This is a genomic window from Mitsuaria sp. PDC51, assembly GCF_900113225.1.
Lineage (GTDB): Bacteria > Pseudomonadota > Gammaproteobacteria > Burkholderiales > Burkholderiaceae_C > Roseateles.
Window position 1 is genome coordinate 1,886,110 of sequence record NZ_FOZE01000002.1, and the last position, 20,485, is coordinate 1,906,594.

At 68.2% G+C, this 20,485-nt stretch carries 21 protein-coding genes; 8 read left to right on the forward strand and 13 right to left on the reverse strand.

Going from position 1 to position 20,485, the window contains the following annotated elements:
• Nucleotides 1-24: 24 nt before the first annotated feature.
• Genes thiL through BM393_RS19665 form a run of 3 tightly spaced genes read left to right on the forward strand, consistent with a single transcriptional unit; the run spans nucleotide 25 to nucleotide 2,074 of the window.
• Nucleotides 25-999 (forward strand): thiamine-phosphate kinase, encoded by a 975-nt coding sequence (gene thiL, locus BM393_RS19655; RefSeq protein ID WP_091731904.1) that lies wholly within the window; start codon nucleotides 25-27, stop codon nucleotides 997-999.
• On the forward strand, nucleotides 996-1,517 hold the full coding sequence (locus BM393_RS19660) for a phosphatidylglycerophosphatase A (protein ID WP_091730746.1): 522 nt from the start codon (nucleotides 996-998) through the stop codon (nucleotides 1,515-1,517). The genes thiL and BM393_RS19660 overlap by 4 nt, the downstream gene beginning before the upstream one ends.
• A 56-nt stretch (nucleotides 1,518-1,573) precedes the next feature.
• Entirely contained in the window at nucleotides 1,574-2,074 is a 501-nt protein-coding gene (locus BM393_RS19665) for a CinA family protein (RefSeq protein ID WP_091730750.1), read from the forward strand.
• Nucleotides 2,075-2,150: 76 nt separating this feature from the next.
• Here the strand turns inward: BM393_RS19665 and BM393_RS19670 are convergent, their stop codons facing one another.
• From BM393_RS19670 to BM393_RS19710, 9 genes are all read right to left on the reverse strand, one after another.
• A complete protein-coding gene (locus tag BM393_RS19670; protein ID WP_091730754.1) occupies nucleotides 2,151-4,565 on the reverse strand; it encodes a bifunctional diguanylate cyclase/phosphodiesterase in 2,415 nt (804 codons plus the stop codon).
• Nucleotides 4,566-4,572: 7 nt separating this feature from the next.
• Nucleotides 4,573-5,226, reverse strand: a complete 654-nt coding sequence (locus tag BM393_RS19675; RefSeq protein ID WP_254783504.1) for a methylamine utilization protein — start codon at nucleotides 5,224-5,226, stop codon at nucleotides 4,573-4,575.
• A 102-nt stretch (nucleotides 5,227-5,328) separates the two neighbouring features.
• Entirely contained in the window at nucleotides 5,329-6,396 is a 1,068-nt protein-coding gene (holA, locus tag BM393_RS19680; RefSeq protein WP_091730758.1) for a DNA polymerase III subunit delta, read from the reverse strand.
• Between the two features lie 19 nt (nucleotides 6,397-6,415).
• Nucleotides 6,416-6,925 (reverse strand): LPS assembly lipoprotein LptE, encoded by a 510-nt coding sequence (gene lptE / locus BM393_RS19685; protein ID WP_091730762.1) that lies wholly within the window; start codon nucleotides 6,923-6,925, stop codon nucleotides 6,416-6,418.
• A 4-nt stretch (nucleotides 6,926-6,929) separates the two neighbouring features.
• The gene (leuS, locus tag BM393_RS19690; protein WP_091730766.1) at nucleotides 6,930-9,563 is read right to left on the reverse strand and encodes a leucine--tRNA ligase; all 2,634 of its coding nucleotides are present in this window, start codon (nucleotides 9,561-9,563) and stop codon (nucleotides 6,930-6,932) included.
• Between the two features lie 89 nt (nucleotides 9,564-9,652).
• Entirely contained in the window at nucleotides 9,653-10,135 is a 483-nt protein-coding gene (locus BM393_RS19695; RefSeq protein WP_091730768.1) for a biopolymer transporter ExbD, read from the reverse strand.
• Nucleotides 10,136-10,161: 26 nt separating this feature from the next.
• Complete coding sequence (locus tag BM393_RS19700; protein ID WP_091730771.1) at nucleotides 10,162-10,806, reverse strand: MotA/TolQ/ExbB proton channel family protein; 645 nt, start codon at nucleotides 10,804-10,806, stop codon at nucleotides 10,162-10,164.
• Between the two features lie 40 nt (nucleotides 10,807-10,846).
• The gene (gene dapB, locus BM393_RS19705; RefSeq protein ID WP_091730773.1) at nucleotides 10,847-11,653 is read right to left on the reverse strand and encodes a 4-hydroxy-tetrahydrodipicolinate reductase; all 807 of its coding nucleotides are present in this window, start codon (nucleotides 11,651-11,653) and stop codon (nucleotides 10,847-10,849) included.
• Entirely contained in the window at nucleotides 11,650-12,243 is a 594-nt protein-coding gene (locus BM393_RS19710) for an outer membrane protein assembly factor BamE (protein WP_091730776.1), read from the reverse strand. Before BM393_RS19710 ends, dapB begins: the two co-directional genes overlap by 4 nt.
• Before the next feature lie 83 nt (nucleotides 12,244-12,326).
• Between BM393_RS19710 and fur the strand changes: the two genes are divergently transcribed.
• Nucleotides 12,327-12,758 carry a ferric iron uptake transcriptional regulator gene (fur, locus tag BM393_RS19715; RefSeq protein ID WP_091730779.1) on the forward strand — a complete coding sequence of 144 codons (432 nt, stop codon included), beginning with the start codon at nucleotides 12,327-12,329 and terminating at the stop codon, nucleotides 12,756-12,758.
• 81 nt (nucleotides 12,759-12,839) lie between these two features.
• Here fur and hprK read toward each other — a convergent pair whose 3' ends face one another.
• From hprK to hpf, 3 genes are all read right to left on the reverse strand, one after another.
• Nucleotides 12,840-13,802 carry an HPr(Ser) kinase/phosphatase gene (gene hprK, locus BM393_RS19720; protein WP_091730781.1) on the reverse strand — a complete coding sequence of 321 codons (963 nt, stop codon included), beginning with the start codon at nucleotides 13,800-13,802 and terminating at the stop codon, nucleotides 12,840-12,842.
• Between the two features lie 49 nt (nucleotides 13,803-13,851).
• The gene (gene ptsN / locus BM393_RS19725) at nucleotides 13,852-14,322 is read right to left on the reverse strand and encodes a PTS IIA-like nitrogen regulatory protein PtsN (protein ID WP_091730784.1); all 471 of its coding nucleotides are present in this window, start codon (nucleotides 14,320-14,322) and stop codon (nucleotides 13,852-13,854) included.
• A 288-nt stretch (nucleotides 14,323-14,610) separates the two neighbouring features.
• Nucleotides 14,611-14,952, reverse strand: coding sequence for a ribosome hibernation-promoting factor, HPF/YfiA family (hpf, locus tag BM393_RS19730; RefSeq protein ID WP_091730788.1), 342 nt, complete (start codon nucleotides 14,950-14,952; stop codon nucleotides 14,611-14,613).
• Between the two features lie 725 nt (nucleotides 14,953-15,677).
• On the opposite strand from hpf, the gene corA reads away from it, so the two are divergent.
• Entirely contained in the window at nucleotides 15,678-16,667 is a 990-nt protein-coding gene (corA, locus tag BM393_RS19735; RefSeq protein WP_091730793.1) for a magnesium/cobalt transporter CorA, read from the forward strand.
• Nucleotides 16,668-17,255: 588 nt separating this feature from the next.
• Here corA and BM393_RS19740 read toward each other — a convergent pair.
• Complete coding sequence (locus tag BM393_RS19740) at nucleotides 17,256-17,876, reverse strand: glutathione peroxidase (RefSeq protein ID WP_091730796.1); 621 nt, start codon at nucleotides 17,874-17,876, stop codon at nucleotides 17,256-17,258.
• A 175-nt stretch (nucleotides 17,877-18,051) separates the two neighbouring features.
• Between BM393_RS19740 and BM393_RS19745 the strand changes: the two genes are divergently transcribed.
• The 3 genes from BM393_RS19745 (at nucleotide 18,052) to BM393_RS19755 (ending at nucleotide 20,472) form a co-directional block, all read left to right on the forward strand.
• A complete protein-coding gene (locus BM393_RS19745; RefSeq protein WP_091730800.1) occupies nucleotides 18,052-18,933 on the forward strand; it encodes an acyl-ACP desaturase in 882 nt (293 codons plus the stop codon).
• Nucleotides 18,934-19,114: 181 nt separating this feature from the next.
• On the forward strand, nucleotides 19,115-19,534 hold the full coding sequence (locus BM393_RS19750; protein ID WP_091730804.1) for a VOC family protein: 420 nt from the start codon (nucleotides 19,115-19,117) through the stop codon (nucleotides 19,532-19,534).
• 41 nt (nucleotides 19,535-19,575) lie between these two features.
• Nucleotides 19,576-20,472 carry a DUF3034 family protein gene (locus BM393_RS19755; protein WP_091730809.1) on the forward strand — a complete coding sequence of 299 codons (897 nt, stop codon included), beginning with the start codon at nucleotides 19,576-19,578 and terminating at the stop codon, nucleotides 20,470-20,472.
• Nucleotides 20,473-20,485: the final 13 nt, after the last annotated feature.

Sequence of the window (20,485 nt, forward strand, 5' to 3'; positions counted from 1 at the left end):
CGCGAGCGACGGGACGGGCGGCCGCTGGGCGAGTTCGACCTGATCGACCGCTTCTTCGGCCGCGCCGCGCGCGCCGGCCGCACCGAGGGCGGCGCGGTGGCGCTGGGCATCGGCGACGACTGCGCGCTGCTGACGCCGACGGCCGGCCATCAATGGCTGGTGACGGCGGACATGCTGGTCGAGGGGCGGCATTTCCTGTCGACGGTCTCGCCGCGGCGCCTCGGCCACAAGGCACTGGCGGTCAATCTCAGCGACCTGGCGGCCTGCGGCGCGACGCCGCGGGCCTTCTTCCTCTCGCTGGCGCTGCCGCGCGTCGACGAGGCCTTCCTGGCCGGTTTCGCGCAGGGGCTGTTCGAGCTGGCCGATGCGCAGGGCATCGTGCTGGCCGGCGGCGACACCACGGCCGGGCCGCTCAACCTCAACATCACCGCGATGGGCGAAGTCCCCGCCGGCCAGGCGCTGCTGCGCTCGGGCGCGCGCGTCGACGACGACATCTGGGTCAGCGGCACCCTGGGCGATGCGCGGCTGGCGCTGGAGGTGTTCCGCGGCACGCTGTCCTTGAGCGCCGCGCAGTTCGATGAAGTCCGCCTGCGGATGGAGATGCCCGAGCCGCGCGTGGCGCTGGGCAAGGCGCTGCGAGGCCTGGCGACGAGCGCGGTCGACGTCTCCGACGGGCTGGCGGGCGACCTGGGGCACGTGCTCCAGCGCTCCAACGTCGGCGCGACGCTGCGCCTGGCGGACCTGCCGCGTTCGGCGGTGCTCGGCGCGATGCCGGAGGACCTCCAGCGGCTGTGCCTGCTGACCGGCGGCGACGATTACGAACTCGTCTTCACCGCACCGCCCGATGCGCGCCAGCGCGTCCTGGAGGCGGGCCGCGCCGCCGGCACGCCGGTCTACCGCATCGGACGGATCGAGTCGGCCCCCGGCCTGCGCGTGGTCGACGGCCTGGGGCATCCGGTGCAGGACCTGCCGCGCAGCTTCGACCACTTCAAGTCATGAGCGCCGTCCGACCGACCTTCGCCTTCATGGCGAGACACCCCGCCCACTGGATCGCGATGGGCTTCGGCAGCGGCCTGTCGCCGAAGGCGCCGGGCACCGTGGGCACGCTGTGGGGCTGGGCCGCGTTCGCGGTGCTGAACCTGTGGCTATCGCCGGCGCAGTGGGCGGTGCTGATCGCGGTCAGCCTGCCGGTCGGCTGGTGGGCGTCAACGGTGACGGCGCGGCACCTGCGCACCTGCGACCCGGGGGCGGTGGTGTGGGACGAGATCATCGCGATCTGGCTCGTGCTGTGGCTGCTGATGCCGGCGGGTTTCGGATGGCAACTGGCTGCCTTCGCGCTGTTCCGCTACTTCGACGCCGCCAAGCCCGGGCCGGTGCGCTGGGCCGACGGCCTCTTCAAGATCGAGCCCGGGCAGCCGGTGACGGTCTGGCAAGGCTTCGGGATCCTCTTCGACGATCTGGTCGCCGCCGGATGTACGCTCGTGGTGTTGGCCGGCGCGCGGGCCTTGCTGCATTGACGCTGCGAGCCGTGCCTTCACCCACGGATGCCAGATCCATCGACGAGGAGATCCCCATGCTGTTTCCCGACGAGTCCGAACTGATCGAGCGCATCGCGCTGGCGCTGATCCAGCGCAAGGAACGCATGGGCACCGCGGAGTCCTGCACCGGCGGGCTGATCGCCGCGGCCTGCACCAGCCTGGCGGGATCGAGCCAATGGTTCGAGCGCGGCGTCGTGAGCTACAGCAACGAGGCCAAGACCGAGTTGCTGGGCGTGCCGGCGGCGCTGATCGGCCTGCACGGCGCGGTCAGCGGCGAGGTGGCGGAGCAGATGGCCCGTGGCCTCGTCGCGCATGCGCCGATCGACTGGGCGATCGCGGTGACCGGCGTGGCCGGGCCGGGCGGCGGGACCGAAAGCAAGCCGGTGGGCACGGTGTGGCTGGCGCTGATGCATGGCCGCTCGCGGATCCGCGTGTGGAAGGAGCACTTCACTGGCGACCGCCACGAAGTCCGCGCGCGCACGGTGCGCGCTGGCCTCGAGGCGCTGTGCGATGCGCTGGAGGATCGGGACTCCTGAGCGCCTGGCTCGAGGGGTCGAGCCGCCCGGACATCAAGCCTCGAGCCCCTGAGCGACGCGACGCTCGGGCTCGTCGTCACAGCCCGGCCAGGATCGTGCTGGCGCGCGCATCGCCGAGGTCCGGCGGCTGCCAGTCGCGCAGCCACTGCGCGAACTGCTCGGCCGGCATCGGTCGCGACAGCGCATACCCCTGGCCCTGGTCGCAGCCCAGCGTCTGCAGCAGCGTCCATTGCTTGCCGGTCTCCAGGCCCTCGGCCACGACCGACAGGCCCAGGTTGTGCGCCAGCTCGATGGTCGAGCGCACGATCTTCGCGTCGTCGATGTCGCGCTCCATGTTCATCACGAAGCTGCGGTCGATCTTGAGTTCGTCGACCGACAACTGCTTCAGGTAGGCCAGCGACGAGTAGCCGGTGCCGAAGTCGTCGATCGACAGCTTGAAGCCCAGCGCGTGCAGTTGCTCCAGCGTCTGCAGCGCGCGCTGCGGGTCGTCCATGATCGCGGACTCGGTGATCTCCAGGCACAGGGCCGGCGGCGGCACGCCGGCCACCAGGTCCGCCACCTTGATCGGCAGGTCCTGGTCCATCAGGTCGCGCGTCGACAGGTTGACGCTGATCGGCAGCGCCAGGCCCTCGCGCTGCAGGCTCATCCAGGCCTGCGCCGAGGCCTGCAGCACCCACGCGGTGATCTGGCGGATGAAACCGGTCTGCTCGGCGAAGGGGATGAAGGCCATCGGCGGCACCAGCCCGCGCGACGGATGCTGCCAGCGCACCAGCGCCTCCGCACCCGAGATCTTCTGCGCATGCAGGTCCACCTTGGGCTGCAGGAACAGCCGCAGTTCCCCCGCGTCGATCGCGTGGCGCAGCTCGCTGAGCAGCGACAGCGACTCCTGGCTGGCCGCGTCCATGCTCGGCGCATAGACCTCGCAGCCGCTCTGGCCGCGCTTGGCCGCATGCATCGCCAACTCCGCCCGCGCGAGCAGCAGCATCGGATCGCGGCCGTGCTGCGGATACAGCGCCACGCCCATCCCGGCCGACAGGTCCACCGTCTGGTCGTCGATGCTGAGCGCGCGCTCGAAGTCCCGCTGGATGCGCTTGCAGATCGTCTCCGCGCGCGTCGCGCCGGCGCCCTCGATCAGCAGCACGAACTCGTCCCCGCCGACCCGGGCGGTCAGCCGCACCTCGTCCTTCAGCAGATGCTGCAGCCGGTCCGCCACCGCGCGCAGCAGCCGGTCGCCGAAGGCGCGCCCCAGCACGTCGTTGACATGCTTGAAGCGGTCCAGGTTCAGCATCAGCAGGGAAAAGCGCACCTCGCTCTCGGCCATGCGCCGTGCCAGCGCCTGGTGGAACTGCTCCCGGTTCGGCAGGTCCGTCAGCGGATCCCAGAAGGCGAGCCGGTTCACCTCCTCCTCGCGCGACCGGATGCCCTGGCGCATCGCCTCGAAGGCTTCGGCCAGGTCGCCGATCTCGTCGCTGGAGGGTCGCTCGACCGGCCGCGCATAGTCGCCCTGGCCCAGTCTGTGCGCCTCGCTGGCCAGCGCCTTCACCGGCCCGGTGATGCGGCGGGCGGTCAGCACCGCCCCGATCGCGAACAGCAGCACCCCGGCGACGCTCAGACCGAGCAGCATCCATTGCAGCCGCCGGTAAGGCGCGAGGGCCTCGTCCACCGAGCGCAGCAGCAGCACCGCCACCGACTTGTCGGTATCGCCGCCATGGTCGAGCGGCTGCAGGCGCGCCTGGAACTGCTCGCCTTCCAGTTCCAGATGGAAGGTCTGCACCGTGCGGTCCGTCGCGCTCAAGGTGGGCAGCGCCTGCACCGCGCGCGCCGTGGCGGTCGCGTCCAGCACGGTCGACAGCACCTGCCATTGCCCCGCGGCCGATTGCGCCAGCAGCACGCCCTGGATGCGCACGATGCGCTTGAGCTCCTGGAGCTGGTCGCTCTTCATCTCGAAGCCGGTGAAGATCCAGCCGCCCAGCCCGGCGGCCCGCATCCGCGCGACCACGACCTGATAGGCCTTGCCGCCCACCAGCAGCAGCTGGCTCTGCGTCCGGCCCTGCTGCTGGCGCGTGACGCCGCGCAACAGCGGCGCGACCTTGGCGGCAATCGGATCGGTCGCGGTCACCAGCTTGAAGCTGTCGTCCGCGTAGCCGATGAAGGAAGCGTCGCCCCGCGCGCTCAGGTTGGTGAAGACGTCCTGCAGCATCCCGCGCAGTTCCTCGCCCTGGATGCCGGCCGCGACCAGCTGGCGCAGGCCGTAGTCCGACTGCAGCAGGTCGGCCACCAGGCCGCGCTGCTCGTTGTCCTCCTCGATCAGCTGGACCAGGATACGCTCGCCCGCCTCGAGTTCCTCGGCCACCGAGGCCCGCGCATTGCGGCCGATGCCTTCGTTGATCAGCGCCAGGTTCAGCAGCTGTACGACCAGCAGCAGCGCCAGGAACAGCGCGACGATGCGCCCCTCCAGCCGCCGCAGGTTGAGGAAGTCCGGCCAGCGCATCGGCGCCTCAGTCCTTGAGCTCGACCTTGAGCACGCCCGCGGCGCCAGCGGCGACCACCAGCGGCTGCGAGCTCGGTGCGGCATTGCCCATGCGCGTCGCCCACAGCCGCAGGCGGTGCTCGCCCGGCGGCAGGTTCAGCGTCACCTCGCCCTTGGCGTCGGTGATGCCGAACAGCGGGGTGTCGACGACGACGATGTGGGCGCTCATCCGGTCGTGGATGTTGCAGCCCAGCTGCGCGACACCGGGCTTGTCGAAGACCACCGGCTCGGCCGGCGTGCCGGAGTACAGCTTGAGTTCGAACTTCTTCGTCGGGGAGAACGAATAGACGTGGTGTCGGACGGTGTCGAAGTTGGGGAAGTTCACCGCGGTGCCGGTCTGCACCACGAGCAGCTGGGGTTGGAACTGGCGATCGCGCTGGGGCATCGTGGCCGCGGCGCCGGTCGCCGGCCGGACGGGCTGGCCCTTGAGCTCGACGGCGACCGCTGCGTTCGGCACCGGAGCGCCGGCGGCGTCGCGCACCTGGAGGGTCCAATCCGTGGCCTGGCCCGCGGCCTGGCTCGCGCCGGCGCTGCCCAGCGCGATCGCCAGGGCGGCGAGCCGTCCCGGCGCCGAGGTCCACGCCTGCCGCGGCGAGGCGCGCCGCGCGCCCGGCGTCCCCATGCCGTCAGGGGACGGGCGGCAAGCGACGGTACCGGATCGGCCGGTCGACAGGGCTGCGGAGCGGAGCAGGCGCATCGGCGACGTCAGGTGGACGAGATGCCGTCAACCATAGCGGGTTTTCTGCGCCGGCGGACGCAGGGCTTGCTCCAACATGAGGGCCAGGCGCCCCAGCGCCTCCCACGGATCGGTGGGCCATTCGGGATGGCGCAGCCCCTTGACGATGCCGTCGCAGGTCTGCGCGGCCACCACCAGCCGGGTCAGCGCCGCGCCATGCAGCTGCGGCACGATGCGCTCGAACAGGCGCTCCTTCGGTCCCCAGATGCGGGATTCCCGCAGCGCCATCGGCAGCGGCTTGCCCGCCGCCACCGCGTCATGGACCCGCTTCAGGCCGCGGATGTCCTCGGCCATCGTCCAGTGCACCAGCACCGCCGCCTCGCCTTCGGCCTTCAGGCCCTCGAGCATGCGCAGCACGCGGCCGATCTTGCCGCCCAGCAGCGCCTCGCTGAGCTTGAAGACGTCGAAGCGCGCCACGTCCAGCACCGCCGCCTCGATCTGCTGCAGGCTGAGCTCGCCCGGCGGGTGCAGCAGCGCGAGCTTCTGCAGCTCCTGGTGGGCGGCGAGCAGGTTGCCCTCGACCCGGTCGGCGAAGAACTCCAGGGCCTGCTGGCCCTGCGCCCCGGAGGCCACCGACTGGCCCTGCTGCTGCAGGCGCCGGGCGATCCAGGCCGGCAGCTCGCGCCGTTCGACCGGATCGACCTTCACCGACACGCCGGCCGTGTCCAGCGCGGTGAACCAGGCACTGCTCAGCTGCGTCTTGTCCAGCCGCGGCAGCGTCACCAGCGTCAGCACGTCGGGCGGCAGGCCGTCGACGTAGCGTTGCAGGGCTTCGGAGCCGTCCTTGCCCGGCTTGCCCGTGGGAATGCGGATCTCGATCAGCTGCTTGTCGGCGAACAGGCTCATCGCCTGTGAAGCCGCGATCACCGGCGCCCAGTCGAAGTAGGCGCCGCTGACGGTGAACACCTGGCGCTCGCTGTAGCCCTGCCGGCGGGCCTCGGCGCGCAGCGCGTCGGCGGCTTCCTGCGCCAGCAGCGGTTCGTCGCCGTGCACCACGTACACCGGCTTGAGCCCCTTGGCCAACTGGCCGGCCAGCGCCTCGCCCTTGATCTGCATCCGCGCGTCCCGTCGGCGTTCAGTTGGGCAGGTGGACCGCCGCCAGGCGGCGCAGCAGCAGGCCGACGGCCTCCACCTGCATCGCCTTCTGCAGCGAGGCCTCTTCCTGCTCCTTGGCCAGCGCCGCGCTTTCGCTGTAGTTCATGTCGCGGGTCAGGCGCAGCTCGGTGCGCGGCAGCAGGATGTCCCCGCCGGCGGTGCGCAGCGAGTAGTCCAGCGACAGTCGCAGCTGCCATTCCGTGATCTGCCCCGCGGCGGTCGTCGCCACCGAGGTCTTGTCGCGCACCTCGCGCTCGGCGTCGATGATGACGTCGGCGCGGTTGGGGTCCTCGACCAGGCGCACCGTGCTGCGCTGCACCTGGCGGCGCAGCTCCTGCGCCAGCGGCGAGTGCGGCACGAAGCCGGTCAGCGCCAGCGTCTTGAAGTGGTAGACCGGTTCCTTGCGCAGCTCGAAACCGCAGCCGGGGAGCCCGGCCGCGGCGCCCAGCGCGCCCAGGGAAGCGAAGGACAGCAGGTGGCGGCGCTTCATGGCGTCAGACCACCACGTTGACGAGGCGGCCCGGCACGATGACGACCTTCTTGGGCGTCTTGCCTTCGGCGAACTTCTCGAACTCGGGATTGGCCAGCGCGGCGGCCTCGATCACCGCCTTGTCGGCCGACGCGGCGACCTTGATCGAGCCGCGCAGCTTGCCGTTGACCTGCAGCATCAGCTCGATCTGGTCCTGCACCAGCGCGCCTTCGTCGACCTGCGGCCAGGGGGCGTCCAGCAGCTCGCCCAGTTCGGCGGCGAAGCCCAGTTCCGTCCACAGCGCATGCGCGATGTGCGGGCAGGCGGGGTAGATCACGCGCAGCAGCACCGAGAAGCCTTCCCGCACGGCGGCCGACTGGCCCTCGGCCTTGAAGCCTTCCAGCGCGTTCAGCAGCTTCATCGCGCCCGACACGACGGTGTTGTATTGCATGCGCTCGTAGTCGTACGAGACCTGCTTGAGCACCAGGTGTACCTCGCGGCGCAGCGCCTTACCCTCGTCGTTCAGCGCGGCGAAATCGGCGCCGCCGGCCTTGATCGCCTCGGCCTGCTTCGCGCCGAAGCCCCAGACCCGCTTCAGGAAGCGGTGCGCGCCCTCGACGCCGGCGTCGTTCCACTCCAGCGTCTGCTCGGGCGGGGACGCGAACATCACGAACAGGCGGGCGGTGTCGGCGCCGTATTCGTCGATCAGCGCCTGCGGGTCCACGCCGTTGTTCTTCGACTTCGACATCGTCGTCATCTCGTACTCGAGCGGGAGGCCGTCGGCCTTCAGCGTGCCGCCGGTGGGCAGGCCATGCTCGTTGCGGATGACGTCGACCTCGTGCTCCCAGTAGTAGTGCTTGCCGGCGTCTTCCGGCTTGCGGAAGAAGGCGCCCTTGAGCACCATGCCCTGCGTCAGCAGGTTGGTGAACGGCTCGTTGAACTTGATGAGCTTCAGGTCGCGCATGACCTTGGTCCAGAAGCGCGCGTACAGCAGGTGCAGGATCGCGTGTTCGATGCCGCCGATGTACTGGTCCATCGGCATCCAGTAGTCGGTGCCGTTCGCGACCATCTGCTCGGGATTGGTCGCATCGCAATAGCGCATGAAGTACCACGAGCTGTCCACGAAGGTATCCATCGTGTCCGTCTCGCGCTTGGCGGCGGCGCCGCACTTCGGGCAGCTGCAGTTCAGGAAGTCTGCGCGCTTGTTCAGCGGATTGCCGCTGCCGTCGGGGATGCAGTCCTCCGGCAGCACGACGGGCAGGTCCTTTTCCGGGACCGGCACCGGGCCGCAGCTGTCGCAATGGATGATGGGGATGGGCGTGCCCCAGTAACGCTGGCGGCTCACGCCCCAGTCGCGCAGGCGCCAAGTCGTCTTCTTCTCGCCCAGGCCCTTGGTGCCGACGAGTTCGGCCACCTTGTCCACCGCCTGCTTGTGCGTCAGGCCGTCCAGCGCGCCGGAGTTGATGCAGGTGCCGCGCTGCTTGTCGCCGTACCACTCGGCCCAGGCGTCGGTCGAGTAGGTCTCGCCCTCGACGGCGACGACCTGCTTGATCGCGATGCCGTACTTCTTCGCGAACGCGAAGTCGCGCTCGTCATGCGCCGGCACGCCCATCACGGCGCCGTCGCCGTAGCTCATCAGCACGTAGTTGCCGACCCAGACCTCGACCTGTTCGCCGGTCAGCGGGTGCGTCACGAAGAGGCCGGTCGCCAGGCCCTTCTTGTCCTGCGTGGCCAGCTCGGCTTCGGTCGTGCCGCCCTGCTTGCATTCCTCGATGAAGTCGGCCAGCGCGGGATTCGTCTTCGCGGCGTGCGCGGCCAGCGGATGCTCCGGCGCCACGGCACAGAAGGTCACGCCCATGATGGTGTCGGCGCGCGTCGTGAAGACGTACAGCAGCCCGTCCTGGATGGGCTGGCCGTCCTCGCCCTGGATCGCATGCGGGAAGGCGAATCGCAGGCCCTCGCTCTTGCCGATCCAGTTCTCCTGCATCAGGCGCACCCGCTCGGGCCAGCCCGACAGGAAGTTCTTGTCCGACGGATCGGCGACCGCGGCCAGCAGCTCTTCCGCGTAGTCGGTGATCTTGAGGTAGTAGCCGGGAATCTCGCGCTTCTCGACCGTCGCGCCCGAGCGCCAGCCCTTGCCGTCGATCACCTGCTCGTTGGCCAGCACGGTCTGGTCGACCGGGTCCCAGTTCACGACCTGCGTGCGCCGCTCGGCGATGCCGGCCTCCAGCATCTTCAGGAACAGCCACTGGTTCCAGCGGTAGTAGTCCGGCTTGCAGGTGGCGATCTCGCGCGACCAGTCGATCGCCAGGCCCATCGCCTGCATCTGCGACTTCATGTAGGCGATGTTGTCGTAGGTCCACGCGGCCGGCGGCACCTTGTTCTTCATCGCCGCGTTCTCCGCGGGCAGGCCGAAGGCGTCCCAGCCCATCGGCATCAGCACGTTGTAGCCCTTCATGCGCAGCTGACGCGTCAACATGTCGTTGATCGTGTAGTTGCGGACATGGCCCATGTGCAGCTTGCCGCTCGGGTAGGGCAGCATGGAGCAGGCGTAGAACTTCGGCTTGGACGCGTCCTCGACGACGCGGTAGGCGTCACTGGCGTTCCAGTGGTCGCGGGCGGCCTGTTCGACCTCGGAGGGAGCGTATTTCTCGTTCATGGTGGCTCGGGCAACGTAGCCGCCGATTGTAGGAGGCCGCGCGCCGCCGCCCATCCTCCCGGTGGGCGCCACCCTGCGGGGGTGAGCGATCAGCGCTTCGCGGCGGGGTCGGGCGCTGCTCTGGCGGGGCCGGCCTCGCCGACTTCGCCGCCCTCGCCCTCGCCTTGTTCCGCGACGAAAGCGATCCGGTTCAGCCCCGCCTTCTGCGCCCAGCCGATCAACTGGGCGACCTTCCCATAAGGCACGGCCCGGTCGGCGCTCAGGCGCAGCTCGGCGTCGGGCTGGCGTGCGGCCAGCTGCACGAGGCGCTCGCGCACCGCCTTGGCGTCGAGCGGCTCATCCCCCAGCAGGTAGTCCCCCTCCGGGGTGATCACCAGGGCGATGAACTTGGCGCCCGGGCCGGGCGCGGCGGCATCGCTCTTGGGCAGGTCCAGTTTCAACGCGCTGCCCATCAGCGGCGCGGCGATGATGAAGATCACCAGCAGCACCAGCATGACGTCGATCAGCGGCGTCATGTTGATCTCGCCCATCGGCTTGGGCGCTTCGCGGCGTTCGAGGCGGCCGAACTTCATGGCATCAGCTCAGGTCGGGCGGGCGCTCACGCCTCGTCGATCAACTCGCGCAGGTCGTGCGCGAAGCCCTCGAGCTCCGCCTCGCAGGCGGCCACCCACTTGCCGAACAGGTTGTAGGCCAGCACCGCCGGGATGGCCACCGCCAGGCCGGCGGCGGTCATGATCAGCGCTTCGCCGACCGGGCCCGAGACCTTGTCCAGGCTGAAGTTGCCGGTCGAGGAGATGCTCAGCAGCGCGTGGTAGATGCCCCAGACGGTGCCGAACAGGCCGACGAAGGGCGCGGTCGCGCCGATGGTCGCCAGCATGACCTGGCCCCGGTTCAGGCCGCCCAGCACCGCGTGCAGCGCGTCGCGCAGACGGCGCGTGAGCTGCGAGGTTTTGCGCGCGGTGGCGGCCAGGGTGCCGGGCGCGCTGTCCTGCATCGCGGCGTCGATCAGCGGCAGCATCAGCGCGCCGCGGTCCAGCGGCGCCAGGTGCTCGCGTCCCTGGCCCAGGTCGGGCGCCGTCCAGAACACCGGCAGGCCGCGGCCCAGGTCGGCGCGGGCCCGCGCCAGCGTCCAGCCGCGCCAGAAGATCAGCACCCAGCTGCACACCGACATCGCCAGCAGCAGCAGGGAAACGAAACGGGCGACACCGTCGCCCGCTTGCCAGAGATGGATCAGTTCGGTCATCGCGTCGTTCGTCGATCGCCGGTGATCGAGCGCGTCGCGCTCAGGCCATGCCGAGCACGTCGTTCATGTCGAACAGCCCGGTCTTGCGCTCGCCCAGGAAACGCGCCGCGCGCAGGCTGCCCTGCGCGAAGGTCGCGCGGCTCGAGGCCTTGTGGCTGATCTCGATGCGCTCGCCGATGCCCAGGTACATCACCGTGTGGTCGCCGATGACGTCGCCGCCACGGACCGTCGCGAAACCGATCGTCGAGGGATCGCGCTCGCCGGTGACGCCTTCCCGGCCGTAGACCGCGCAGGTCTTCAGGTCGCGGCCAAGCGCCTCGGCCACCACCTCGCCCATCTTCAGCGCGGTGCCGCTGGGCGCGTCGACCTTATGGCGATGGTGGGCTTCGACGATCTCGATGTCATAGCCCTGCGAGAGCGCCTTGGACGCCTGCGCCAGCAGCTTCAGCACGACGTTGACGCCGACGCTCATGTTGGGCGCCATCATGATGGCGGCGCGCTGGGCGTACTCGCCGATCTTCGCCTTCTCGTCGGGGCTGAAGCCGGTGGTGCCGATGACGGTGCGCACGCCCAGTTCGGCGCACAGCGCCAGGTGCGCCATCGTGCCTTCGGGGCGGGTGAAGTCGATCAGCACGTCGGACCGCGACAGGCCGGCCCGCACGTCGCTGGTGATCGCCACGCCGGTGATCTGGCCGAGGAAGGCGCCGGCATCCTGGCCGAGCGCCGGGCTGCCGTCGCGGTCGAGCGCGGCGGCCAGCTCGAGGTCGTCGGCGGCGAGCACCGCCTCGACCAGCATCCGGCCCATGCGGCCGGACGCGCCGGTGATCGCGATCCGCAGACGGCTCATCGGCGCGGCTCCAGCGGGGGGTAGTCGCGGGTCGGTCCCATCGGCTCCGGCGCCGACGCCGCGGCGGTGCGCACCGGCGGCGGCAGCGCCTTGCGCTCTTCTTCGGTCAGCTCCAGCTTGGGTTCCTTGCCGGAGACCTTCAGCGTGTTGATCGAGGCGATGAATTCCTTCTCGGTCGGCAGGTCGTCCGGCGCGTCGATCTTGGACAGCTGGTCGCCGTCGAAGGTCAGCAGGATGTGGCGGTTCTGCGGCGCGGCCCCTTGGCGGCGGATCGTGAACACGTAGTCCCAGCGGGACTCATGGAAGACGTCGGTCAGCAGCGGCGAGCCCAGGACATCGCGCACCTGGACGCGGGTCATGCCCGGCTTGATCGCGGCCAGCTGCTCCTTGGTGACCACGTTGCCCTGCACGATCTCGACGCGGTAGGGCGTCACCAGGCCCAGCACCTTGTCGCCGCTCACCGAGAGCGCGTCGAACTTGGGCATCTGCGAGCAGCCGCCCAGCGCCAGGAGACCGACAACCAGGCCTGCCATCGCGGCGCCGGAGGCGTTCCGGCGGGCAATGCAGGCGATACGGGAATTCAATGACATGGCGCGGATTGGCCGAGGCGCAAGGGCTATGATCGCGAGATTCTAGCGGCACGCACCCACGCTTCCCCGCAGGCGCAAACCCCATGAACCGGTCAGACGAAATCAAGAACAGCGGGCTCAAGGCCACGCTGCCCCGCATCAAGATCCTCGAGATCTTCCAGACCGCCCAGCAGCGGCACATGACCGCCGAGGACGTTTACAAAGCTTTGCTCGATGAACGCGCCGACATCGGCCTGGCCACCGTCTATCGCGTCCTCACGCAGTTCGAGCAGGCCGGCCTGCTGTCGCGCAACCACTTCGAATCGGGCAAGGCGGTCTTCGAGCTCAACGAGGGCCACCACCACGACCACCTCGTCTGCCTGACCTGCGGTTTCGTCGAGGAGTTCTACGATCCGAAGATCGAGGAGCGCCAGCACGCGATCGCGCAGGAGCGTGGCTTCCAGCTGCAGGAGCACTCGCTCGCGCTGTACGCGAACTGCGTCAAGAAGGACTGCCCGCACAAGATGGCCCGCTGACCCGGACTGGCGATCGCGGCGTCAACGACAAGGGGCTCCGCGGAGCCCCTTCGTCATGCACCGTCGAAAGCGGCGCCGCGTTCAGTTGTTGTCGTTCAGTCCCTGCTCGATCGCGCGCTGGTGGCGCTCGACGAACTCGCGGTAGGTGTCGATGCCGCGCAATTGCAGGATGGTGTTGCGCACCGCGGCCTCGACCAGCACGGCCAGGTTGCGGCCGGCGTCCACGGCGATCACGACCTTGCGCACCGGCATGCCCAGCACGTCCTCGTAGAGCGGCTCGTAGGGCAGGCGCTCGAAGTCGCGCTCCATCGTCTCCTTGCGGACCAGGTGCACGATCAGCTTGAGCCGCATCTTCCGGCGCACCGCCGTCTCGCCGAAGATGGCCTTGATGTCCAGCAGGCCGATGCCGCGGACTTCCAGCAGATTCATCAGCAGCTCGGGGCAACGGCCCTCGATGGCCGTCTGCGCGATCCGGAAGAAGTCGACCGCGTCATCCGCCACCAGGCCGTGGCCGCGGCTGATCAGTTCCAGGCCGAGTTCGCTCTTGCCCAGTCCCGATTCGCCGGTCAGCAGCACGCCCAGGCCGAGGATGTCCATGAACACGCCGTGGCGTGTCGTGCGGTTGGCGCAGACGTGGGCCAGGTAGGCGCGCACCAGGTCGATGACGTGGCCGGCGCTCTCGGCGGTGGTGAACAGCGGGATCTCGGCGCGGTCGCACATCGCGACCAGCCGGTCCGGCGGCACCTGGTCGTCGGCGACGATGATGACCGGCGGCTCCAGCGTCACGATGCGCGAGATCCGGCGGTCCAGCACGTCGCCCGAGGCCTGGCTCAGGTAGGCGACTTCGCGCCGTCCGACGATCTGGACGCGGTAGGGGTGGATGTAGTTCAGGTAGCCGACCAGGTCGGCGGCCGACTGGGCGTCCCGCAGCGCGGCTTCGTCGAAACGGCGTTCAGGGTGCGCATGCCCGGCGATCCACTCCCAACGCAAGGCCTCGCGGTGTTCCTCGAACAACCGGTCCGCGCTGATGGAGGTGGCTTTCAAGTGGGGCGGGTGCTGGAGGTGGAGAGATCGTCTCGAAGCACTGGGCCGCTCAGGCCACCGACTTCAGCGGTTCCCAGTCGGCGATCAGGCGATGCACGGTGGCGGCCTCCGCCTCGGTCTTGAGGCGTTCGCGCAGTTCGCGGTCGGACAGCATCTCGGCGATCTCGGACAGGATCTCGAGGTGTCTCTGGGTCGCCGCCTCGGGCACCAGCAGGAAGATCAGCAGCGTGACCGGTTCGTCGTCGGGGGCGTCGAAGCCGATGGGCTGCTGCACGCGCAGCACCGCGGCCAGCGGGTTCTTCAGGCCCTTGATGCGGCCATGCGGGATGGCGACGCCGTGGCCCAGGCCGGTGGAGCCCAGGCGCTCGCGGGCGAACAGGTTGTCCGTGACCGCGGCGCGGGAGATCGAATGGTTGTTCTCGAAAAGCAGCCCGGCCTGTTCGAAGACCCGCTTTTTGCTGGAAGCGTCCACATCGACCAGCACGTTGCTGGCGGGAAGGATGGCGGCGAGACGGTTCATCGGGCATTTACCGGCCATGTCGACCGGCGAGCTGGGGAAGCAGCCTGCGCACCAGCGGGTACGCAGATTCGAGGGTTGAAGGACTGGATTATAGGAATCCCGCTACCGAGAGGGGGTGTGACGGATGCGACGCTTCTGTGAAAACGTCTCCGCTGGTGTTGCATCGCAACAATTCTCGGCAAAAAGGCGGCCCGATGGGCCGCCTTGCGGGGGATCTCCGGGTAATCCCTGAAGATCCGGCAGCGAGCCCGACGGGCCGGGAGGGGTCGTCGGATTCGCGGAGATCGGTTATCCGGCGCTCAAGTCCATGCGCTTGGCCGATTCATGGTGATGGTTCTGCACCCGATCCTTGTGGCGGCAGACCTGCCGATCCAGCTTGTCCATCAGCTCGTCGATGGCGGCGTAGAGATCGCCGTTCGAGTGTTCGCAGAAGATTTCCCGTCCCTTCACATGCAGCGTGACTTCAGCGCGTTGGCGTCGATCCTTTTCCTTTTGCTTCTCCACGGTCAGCAGGACGTTGACGTCCACGACCTGGTCAAAGTGGCGGAGCACCCGGCTGAGCTTGTTCAGCACGTATTCGCGCAGAGCCTGTGTCACTTCGAGATGGTGGCCGCTGATGGTCAGGTTCATAAAGCCTCCTTTCACAAGGGCTTGGTCGGAAACAGAGTCGGAGTCGGCGGTGGTTGCCGCGGGGAAAGAGCGGGCAGGGTCTTGGTGAGGTGGGGAGTCGGTGAGGGTCGGTCGGCACGTCGCCGGCATCGAGCTGGAGACGCGGGGGAAGCGGATGGAGTGTCGGAAACGGCTTGACGGGTGAGCGGTCCGCGAGGGACCCGGAAGGCCGCGAGGGCCGATGGCATGCGGGTTCTGAGGCGAAATCGATGAAGAAGACGAGTCCAGTCTGCTCCCGATCCCCAGCCTCGGCAAGTGATGGAAAGCAAGTTTGGGGGCGAATTTTCCCGCCTTGCAGCAGGGCGAGGTCCGTGCTGGAATGCTGGGTGTTGTGCGGCGCGGGCCTTCCGACCGGGCGTCCTCCTCGCGCTTCCTTGCTGGCCCTCGGGACGCGATGTGATAATCCCGCGTCCCGATTACTGGAGTCCCCCTTGGACAGCGACCACCCTCGGTGGCCGTCCACTCCAGCGTCAATCCGCCGCAGCCCCTGAGCGTTCTGCTCCACCGCATCCAACGCCGCCGCGACGCTTGTCCGGAGTGAGACGGGCCACCTCGACCCCCTGGCGCGCCGCCTGGCGTCGCCTGCTCCTGGCAACTCTCGCGCCGCGGCGACCCTCGAAGGGTCCGTCAACGCGCACTCCGGCTTGCGCGTTCGCCCGAGCGCGCACCGCCGACGAAGGATCCGCATGCTGAATGTGTTCACGCTGGACAATGGCCGCCTCAAGGGAGGCATGGTCCAGGAAGAGATTTCCACCGCCGCCGAACTGCTCTCGCTCGCCGGGGCCGACCGCAACCCGGTCTGGGTCGACCTGCAGTCGCCGACGCCGGAGGAAAAGGACTGGATCCGCGAACGCTTCCATCTGGTGATCCCCGAGGACATCGTCGACGAGGATCTCGAGGAATCGGCGCGCTTCTACGAGGAAGACAACGGCGAGCTGCACATCCGCTCGGACTTCCTGATCGACGACATGGAAGCGCCGCGCAACGTGCGGGTCGCCTTCATCCTCTTCGACAACGTGCTTTTCTCGATCCACAACGAGGACCTGCCGGTGTTCCGGCTGCTGCGCCTGCGGGCCCGTCGCATCCCGGCGCTGATCGAGGACGCCAAGGACGTGCTGCTCAAGCTCTATGACGCGGACGCGGAGTACTCCGCCGACGTGCTGGAGGGCATCTACGACAACCTCGAGAAGGTGAGCGCGCGGGTCCTGAAGAAGGACGTCAACGACACCGAGGCGGGCCAGGTGCTGGCGGCGATCGCCCGGGAGGAGGACTTGAACGGCCGCATCCGGCGCAACGTCATGGACACCCGGCGCGCGGTCAGCTTCATGATGCGCAGCCGCATGCTCAACGCCGAGCAGTTCGAGGAATCGCGCCAGATCCTGCGCGACATCGATTCGCTCGATTCGCACACCGCGTTCCTGTTCGACAAGATCAACTTCCTGATGGATGCCACGGTCGGCTTCATCAACATCAACCAGAACAAGATCATCAAGATCTTCTCGGTCGCGAGCGTCGCCCTGCTGCCGCCGACGCTGATCGCCAGCGTCTATGGCATGAACTTCGAGGCGATGCCGGAGCTGCGTTGGAAGTACGGCTACTTCTTCGCGATCGGGCTGATGGTGGCGTCGGTGGCGGCGCCCTTCATCTACTTCCGCCGCAAGGGCTGGCTGGCCTGATCAAGCCCGCTCGACGCTGACCAGGGCGCGCCAGGAGGCGCGCTTTTTTTCGGCTGGACGCCGCAAATGCAAAGGGCTTCCGCGAAGCGGAAGCCCTGGGTAGAAAAGTAGCCTCAAGACGCCCCTGGCCAACGAGGGAGGGAGGGAGGAGGAGGAGAAAGGCCTCGGGATTGCAGCTTCACGAAGAAGCAGGTCTTGCGGCTGAAAGTGGTTGCGTCGACTGTACTCCCATCGCTGATGGGGTCGGTGTAAACCCGCGGAATGCCCTCCCACGCTGCTGCGCCATCCGCCGTGTTTAAGTCAGCTCAAAGTGAGCGCTGTTATCGGCGTCGTCGCTTGCGTTTCTCATCAGCGATGTATTGATCGAGTCGTTATGGTGCAGCGCATCGACGCGGAAGTCATCCCGCCGAGCGACAAATACGTGAGCAACTGTCACTGCTGTCCCGGCTAGCCGGGACAGTTTTCAGGCTGATGAAGGCCCCTCGCCACAGGCGTGCCGATTGCCTCCTCCCGCGCCTTTCATTCAGCTTTTGCAAGCTGGAACGAGCGCAAGCGACAGGTTTTTCAAGTTGCCGCTGCGATGGTCGTTCACTGCGGCTGCGCCAGCAGCTTTTCCACGGCCTGGGTGAACGTCGAGCTGTCCGGGCTCACGCCCGACGCGAAGCTCATGACCTGCTTGCCGTCGCGCGAAATCAGGTACTTGTGGAAGTTCCACTTCGGCGCCTGACCGGTGCGCTTGGCCAGGTCGGCGAAGAGCGGGTTCAGATCGGCTTTTCCGGCCGCGACGCTGCTCTTGCTGAACATCGGAAATTTCACGTTGAAGGTGTTCTCGCAGAACTCGGCGATTTCCTTGTTGCTGCCGTACTCCTGGTTGCCGAAATCACCGGATGGAAAACCAAGCACCACCAGCCCCTTGTCCGCATAGCGCGCGGACACCGCTTCCAACGCCTTGTACTGGGGCGTGTAGCCGCAAAAACTTGCCGTGTTGACCACCAGGACCACCTTGCCGGCGTACTGGCACAGCGCCTGCGGCTTCTCGTCCTGCAGGCGAGGCATTTGCCGGTTCAGCAGCTCCGGGCAGGCTGCGCCGGAAGTCGCGGGCTCGGCCGCCGGTGCGGCATGGGCGGCCGTGGTGGCCAAGGCCATCGCGACCATCGCGAGGCCGGCGAAGGCGGCGCGCCGCAGGAGGGAACCGAAGGACGTGTTCATGGGCTGTGTCTCCAGGATCGGTGAATCCGAACGGTCGTGCTGCTTCGTAATAAGCGAACCCGGCGTGAGATCGGTCGGATGCGGGATTAGGCCAGATCGCCCCATGGGCCGATGCCGTAAGGGATTGTCATGGTGCGACCGGTAGAATCCGGCGCGCTTAACAGGACGCAGACAGATGCTTTATCCCGAACTCTTCAAGCAACTCGAGGCCGTGCGCTGGAACATGGACACGGATATTCCGTGGGACAAGTTCGACGCGTCCAAGCTGACCGACGACCAGGCGCGCACGATCAAGATGAACGCGATCACCGAGTGGTCCGCGCTGCCCGCCACCGAGATGTTCCTGCGCGACAACAAGGACGACAGCGACTTCTCCGCGTTCATGAGCGTCTGGTTCTTCGAGGAGCAGAAGCATTCGCTGGTGCTGATGGAATACCTGCGCCGCTTCCGTCCGGACATGGTGCCGACCGAAGCGGAACTGCACGAGGTGCGCTTCGAATTCGATCCGGCCCCGGCGCTGGAGACGCTGATGCTGCACTTCTGCGGCGAGATCCGTCTGAACCACTGGTACCGCCGCGCCGCCGAATGGCACACCGAGCCGGTCATCAAGGCGATCTACGAGACCCTGTCGCGCGATGAAGCCCGCCATGGCGGCGCCTACCTGCGCTACATGAAGCGCGCGATGAGCAAGTTCGGGGACGAGGCGAAGGCGGCATTCGCGAAGGTCGGCGTGCTGATGGCCAGCGCGCGCCGCACCGCGCAGGCGCTGCACCCGACCAACCTGCATGTGAACGCCAAGCTTTTCCCGCGCGACACCATCCAGAGCCGCCTGCCCGATCCGGAGTGGCTGGAGCGCTGGCTGGACAAGCAGATCCAGTTCGACAGCGTCTGGGAAAACAAGGTCGTCGAGCGCATCCTGCACAACATGAGCCTGCTGATGGAGCGCAGCTTCGTCAGCGTCCAGGAGCTCAATCGCTTCCGCAAGGAGCTGACGCAACGCCTGGCCCAGGCGACGCAGCAGGCGCCAGGTGGCGACGCCACGCCGCAGGCGACCTGACCCTCGCGGTTTCCGCTCGCACGAAGGCCCGCCGACGCGGGCCTTCTTCATTTGAGCCGCAGCGCTCCTCGAGGGTGTTCCCACGCATGCCCCCGCTGCATGCAAACCGCTCGCCGCCCGGCCACAATGCGCCGTCCGACCTCGCGTCGATTCCACTGTCCAACGCCATCCGACACCGCTCATGAAGTATCTGCACACCATGGTCCGAGTGACCGATCTCGATGCCTCGCTGAAGTTCTACCGCGACGCCCTGGGGCTGCAGGAGGTGCGCCGCAGCGAGCATGAGGCCGGCCGTTTCACCCTGGTCTATCTGGCCGCACCCGGCGACGAGGACGCGCAGATCGAGCTGACCTACAACTGGGATCCCGAGATCTATACCGGGGGTCGCAACTTCGGTCACGTGGCCTACGCGGTCCCTGACATCTACGCCGCCTGCCAGCGCCTGATGGACGCTGGCGTGACGATCAACCGCCCGCCGCGCGACGGCCGCATGGCCTTCGTGCGCTCGCCCGACAACATCTCGATCGAGCTGCTGCAGGACGGCCCGGCGCTGCCGCCGGCCGAGCCCTGGATCTCGATGCCCAACACCGGCGCCTGGTAAGCGCCAGCGCGACGTCTTCGGCATCCTCCCCGTCTCTGCTCATGGACCACCTGCTGCTGCGATTGATCGCGCCGTTGTTGATGGCCGCGCCGCTGGCCTGCGCCGCACAGGCGCAAGGCAAGCTGCTGTTGACCGGCGGGGTGAGCAGCATCGATGGCGCGGCTGGTGGCGGTTTGTCGCCATGGGCATTGACCGGCAGCTACGCGACGGCGGGCCAGATCGGTGCGACCGCGTACCTCACGCGCTTGCCGGTGCAGGACTACGGCTTCACCGGCTACGGCGCCGCCGTGGCTTCTGGCGAGCGCGCCGAGCTGTCGATCGCCAGGCAGGACTTGAGCGCTGGCGCCACGGGCGCAGCGCTGGGGTTACCCGGGCTCCGGCTCAAGCAGACGATCCTCGGCGCGAAGGTGCGACTGGGTGGCGATGCGGTGCTCGATGCCGACACCTGGATGCCGCAGCTCGCGCTGGGCGTCGAGTACAAGCACCTCGACGCGGGTGGCCTGGCGCCGACGCTGAGCGCGCTCGGCGCGAAGCGTCAGGGCGTGGACATCTATCTGAGCGCGACCAAGCTGTTCCTGGCGCAAAGCACGCTGGTGAACCTGACGCTGCGTGCGACGCGCGCCAATCAGAACGGCCTGCTGGGCTTCGGCGGGACGGCGAGCGGCAGTTATTCGCTGGTGCCGGAGGTGTCGATCGCCTACCTGCTGAATAAGCAGTGGGCGGTGGGCGTCGAGTACCGCGTGAAGCCCGACAAGCTCAATTCATCGATCCTGGGCGACGCGCTGCGAGAGGACGACTGGAAGGATGTGTTCGTCGCCTGGGCGCCCAACAAGCATGTGTCGCTGACGGCCGCCTATGTGGACCTCGGCAGCATCGTGCCGGGGATCCAGCCGCGTCGTCAGCGCGGCGTCTACGGTTCGATCCAATTCGCCTACTGACCGCGGCCTCGCC

Coding starts and splice junctions, on each gene's coding strand:
- BM393_RS19695 (WP_091730768.1), bottom strand. CDS start 10,135: ATGAAGTTCGGCCGCCTCGAACGCCGCGAAGCGCCCAAGCCGATGGGC.
- BM393_RS19745 (WP_091730800.1), top strand. CDS start 18,052: ATGCTTTATCCCGAACTCTTCAAGCAACTCGAGGCCGTGCGCTGGAAC.
- BM393_RS19675 (WP_254783504.1), bottom strand. CDS start 5,226: ATGGGGACGCCGGGCGCGCGGCGCGCCTCGCCGCGGCAGGCGTGGACC.
- BM393_RS19755 (WP_091730809.1), top strand. CDS start 19,576: ATGGACCACCTGCTGCTGCGATTGATCGCGCCGTTGTTGATGGCCGCG.
- BM393_RS19700 (WP_091730771.1), bottom strand. CDS start 10,806: ATGACCGAACTGATCCATCTCTGGCAAGCGGGCGACGGTGTCGCCCGT.
- leuS (WP_091730766.1), bottom strand. CDS start 9,563: ATGAACGAGAAATACGCTCCCTCCGAGGTCGAACAGGCCGCCCGCGAC.
- dapB (WP_091730773.1), bottom strand. CDS start 11,653: ATGAGCCGTCTGCGGATCGCGATCACCGGCGCGTCCGGCCGCATGGGC.
- corA (WP_091730793.1), top strand. CDS start 15,678: ATGCTGAATGTGTTCACGCTGGACAATGGCCGCCTCAAGGGAGGCATG.
- BM393_RS19670 (WP_091730754.1), bottom strand. CDS start 4,565: ATGCGCTGGCCGGACTTCCTCAACCTGCGGCGGCTGGAGGGGCGCATC.
- BM393_RS19665 (WP_091730750.1), top strand. CDS start 1,574: ATGCTGTTTCCCGACGAGTCCGAACTGATCGAGCGCATCGCGCTGGCG.
- fur (WP_091730779.1), top strand. CDS start 12,327: ATGAACCGGTCAGACGAAATCAAGAACAGCGGGCTCAAGGCCACGCTG.
- holA (WP_091730758.1), bottom strand. CDS start 6,396: ATGCAGATCAAGGGCGAGGCGCTGGCCGGCCAGTTGGCCAAGGGGCTC.
- BM393_RS19750 (WP_091730804.1), top strand. CDS start 19,115: ATGAAGTATCTGCACACCATGGTCCGAGTGACCGATCTCGATGCCTCG.
- BM393_RS19740 (WP_091730796.1), bottom strand. CDS start 17,876: ATGAACACGTCCTTCGGTTCCCTCCTGCGGCGCGCCGCCTTCGCCGGC.
- hpf (WP_091730788.1), bottom strand. CDS start 14,952: ATGAACCTGACCATCAGCGGCCACCATCTCGAAGTGACACAGGCTCTG.
- ptsN (WP_091730784.1), bottom strand. CDS start 14,322: ATGAACCGTCTCGCCGCCATCCTTCCCGCCAGCAACGTGCTGGTCGAT.
- lptE (WP_091730762.1), bottom strand. CDS start 6,925: ATGAAGCGCCGCCACCTGCTGTCCTTCGCTTCCCTGGGCGCGCTGGGC.
- BM393_RS19660 (WP_091730746.1), top strand. CDS start 996: ATGAGCGCCGTCCGACCGACCTTCGCCTTCATGGCGAGACACCCCGCC.
- BM393_RS19710 (WP_091730776.1), bottom strand. CDS start 12,243: ATGTCATTGAATTCCCGTATCGCCTGCATTGCCCGCCGGAACGCCTCC.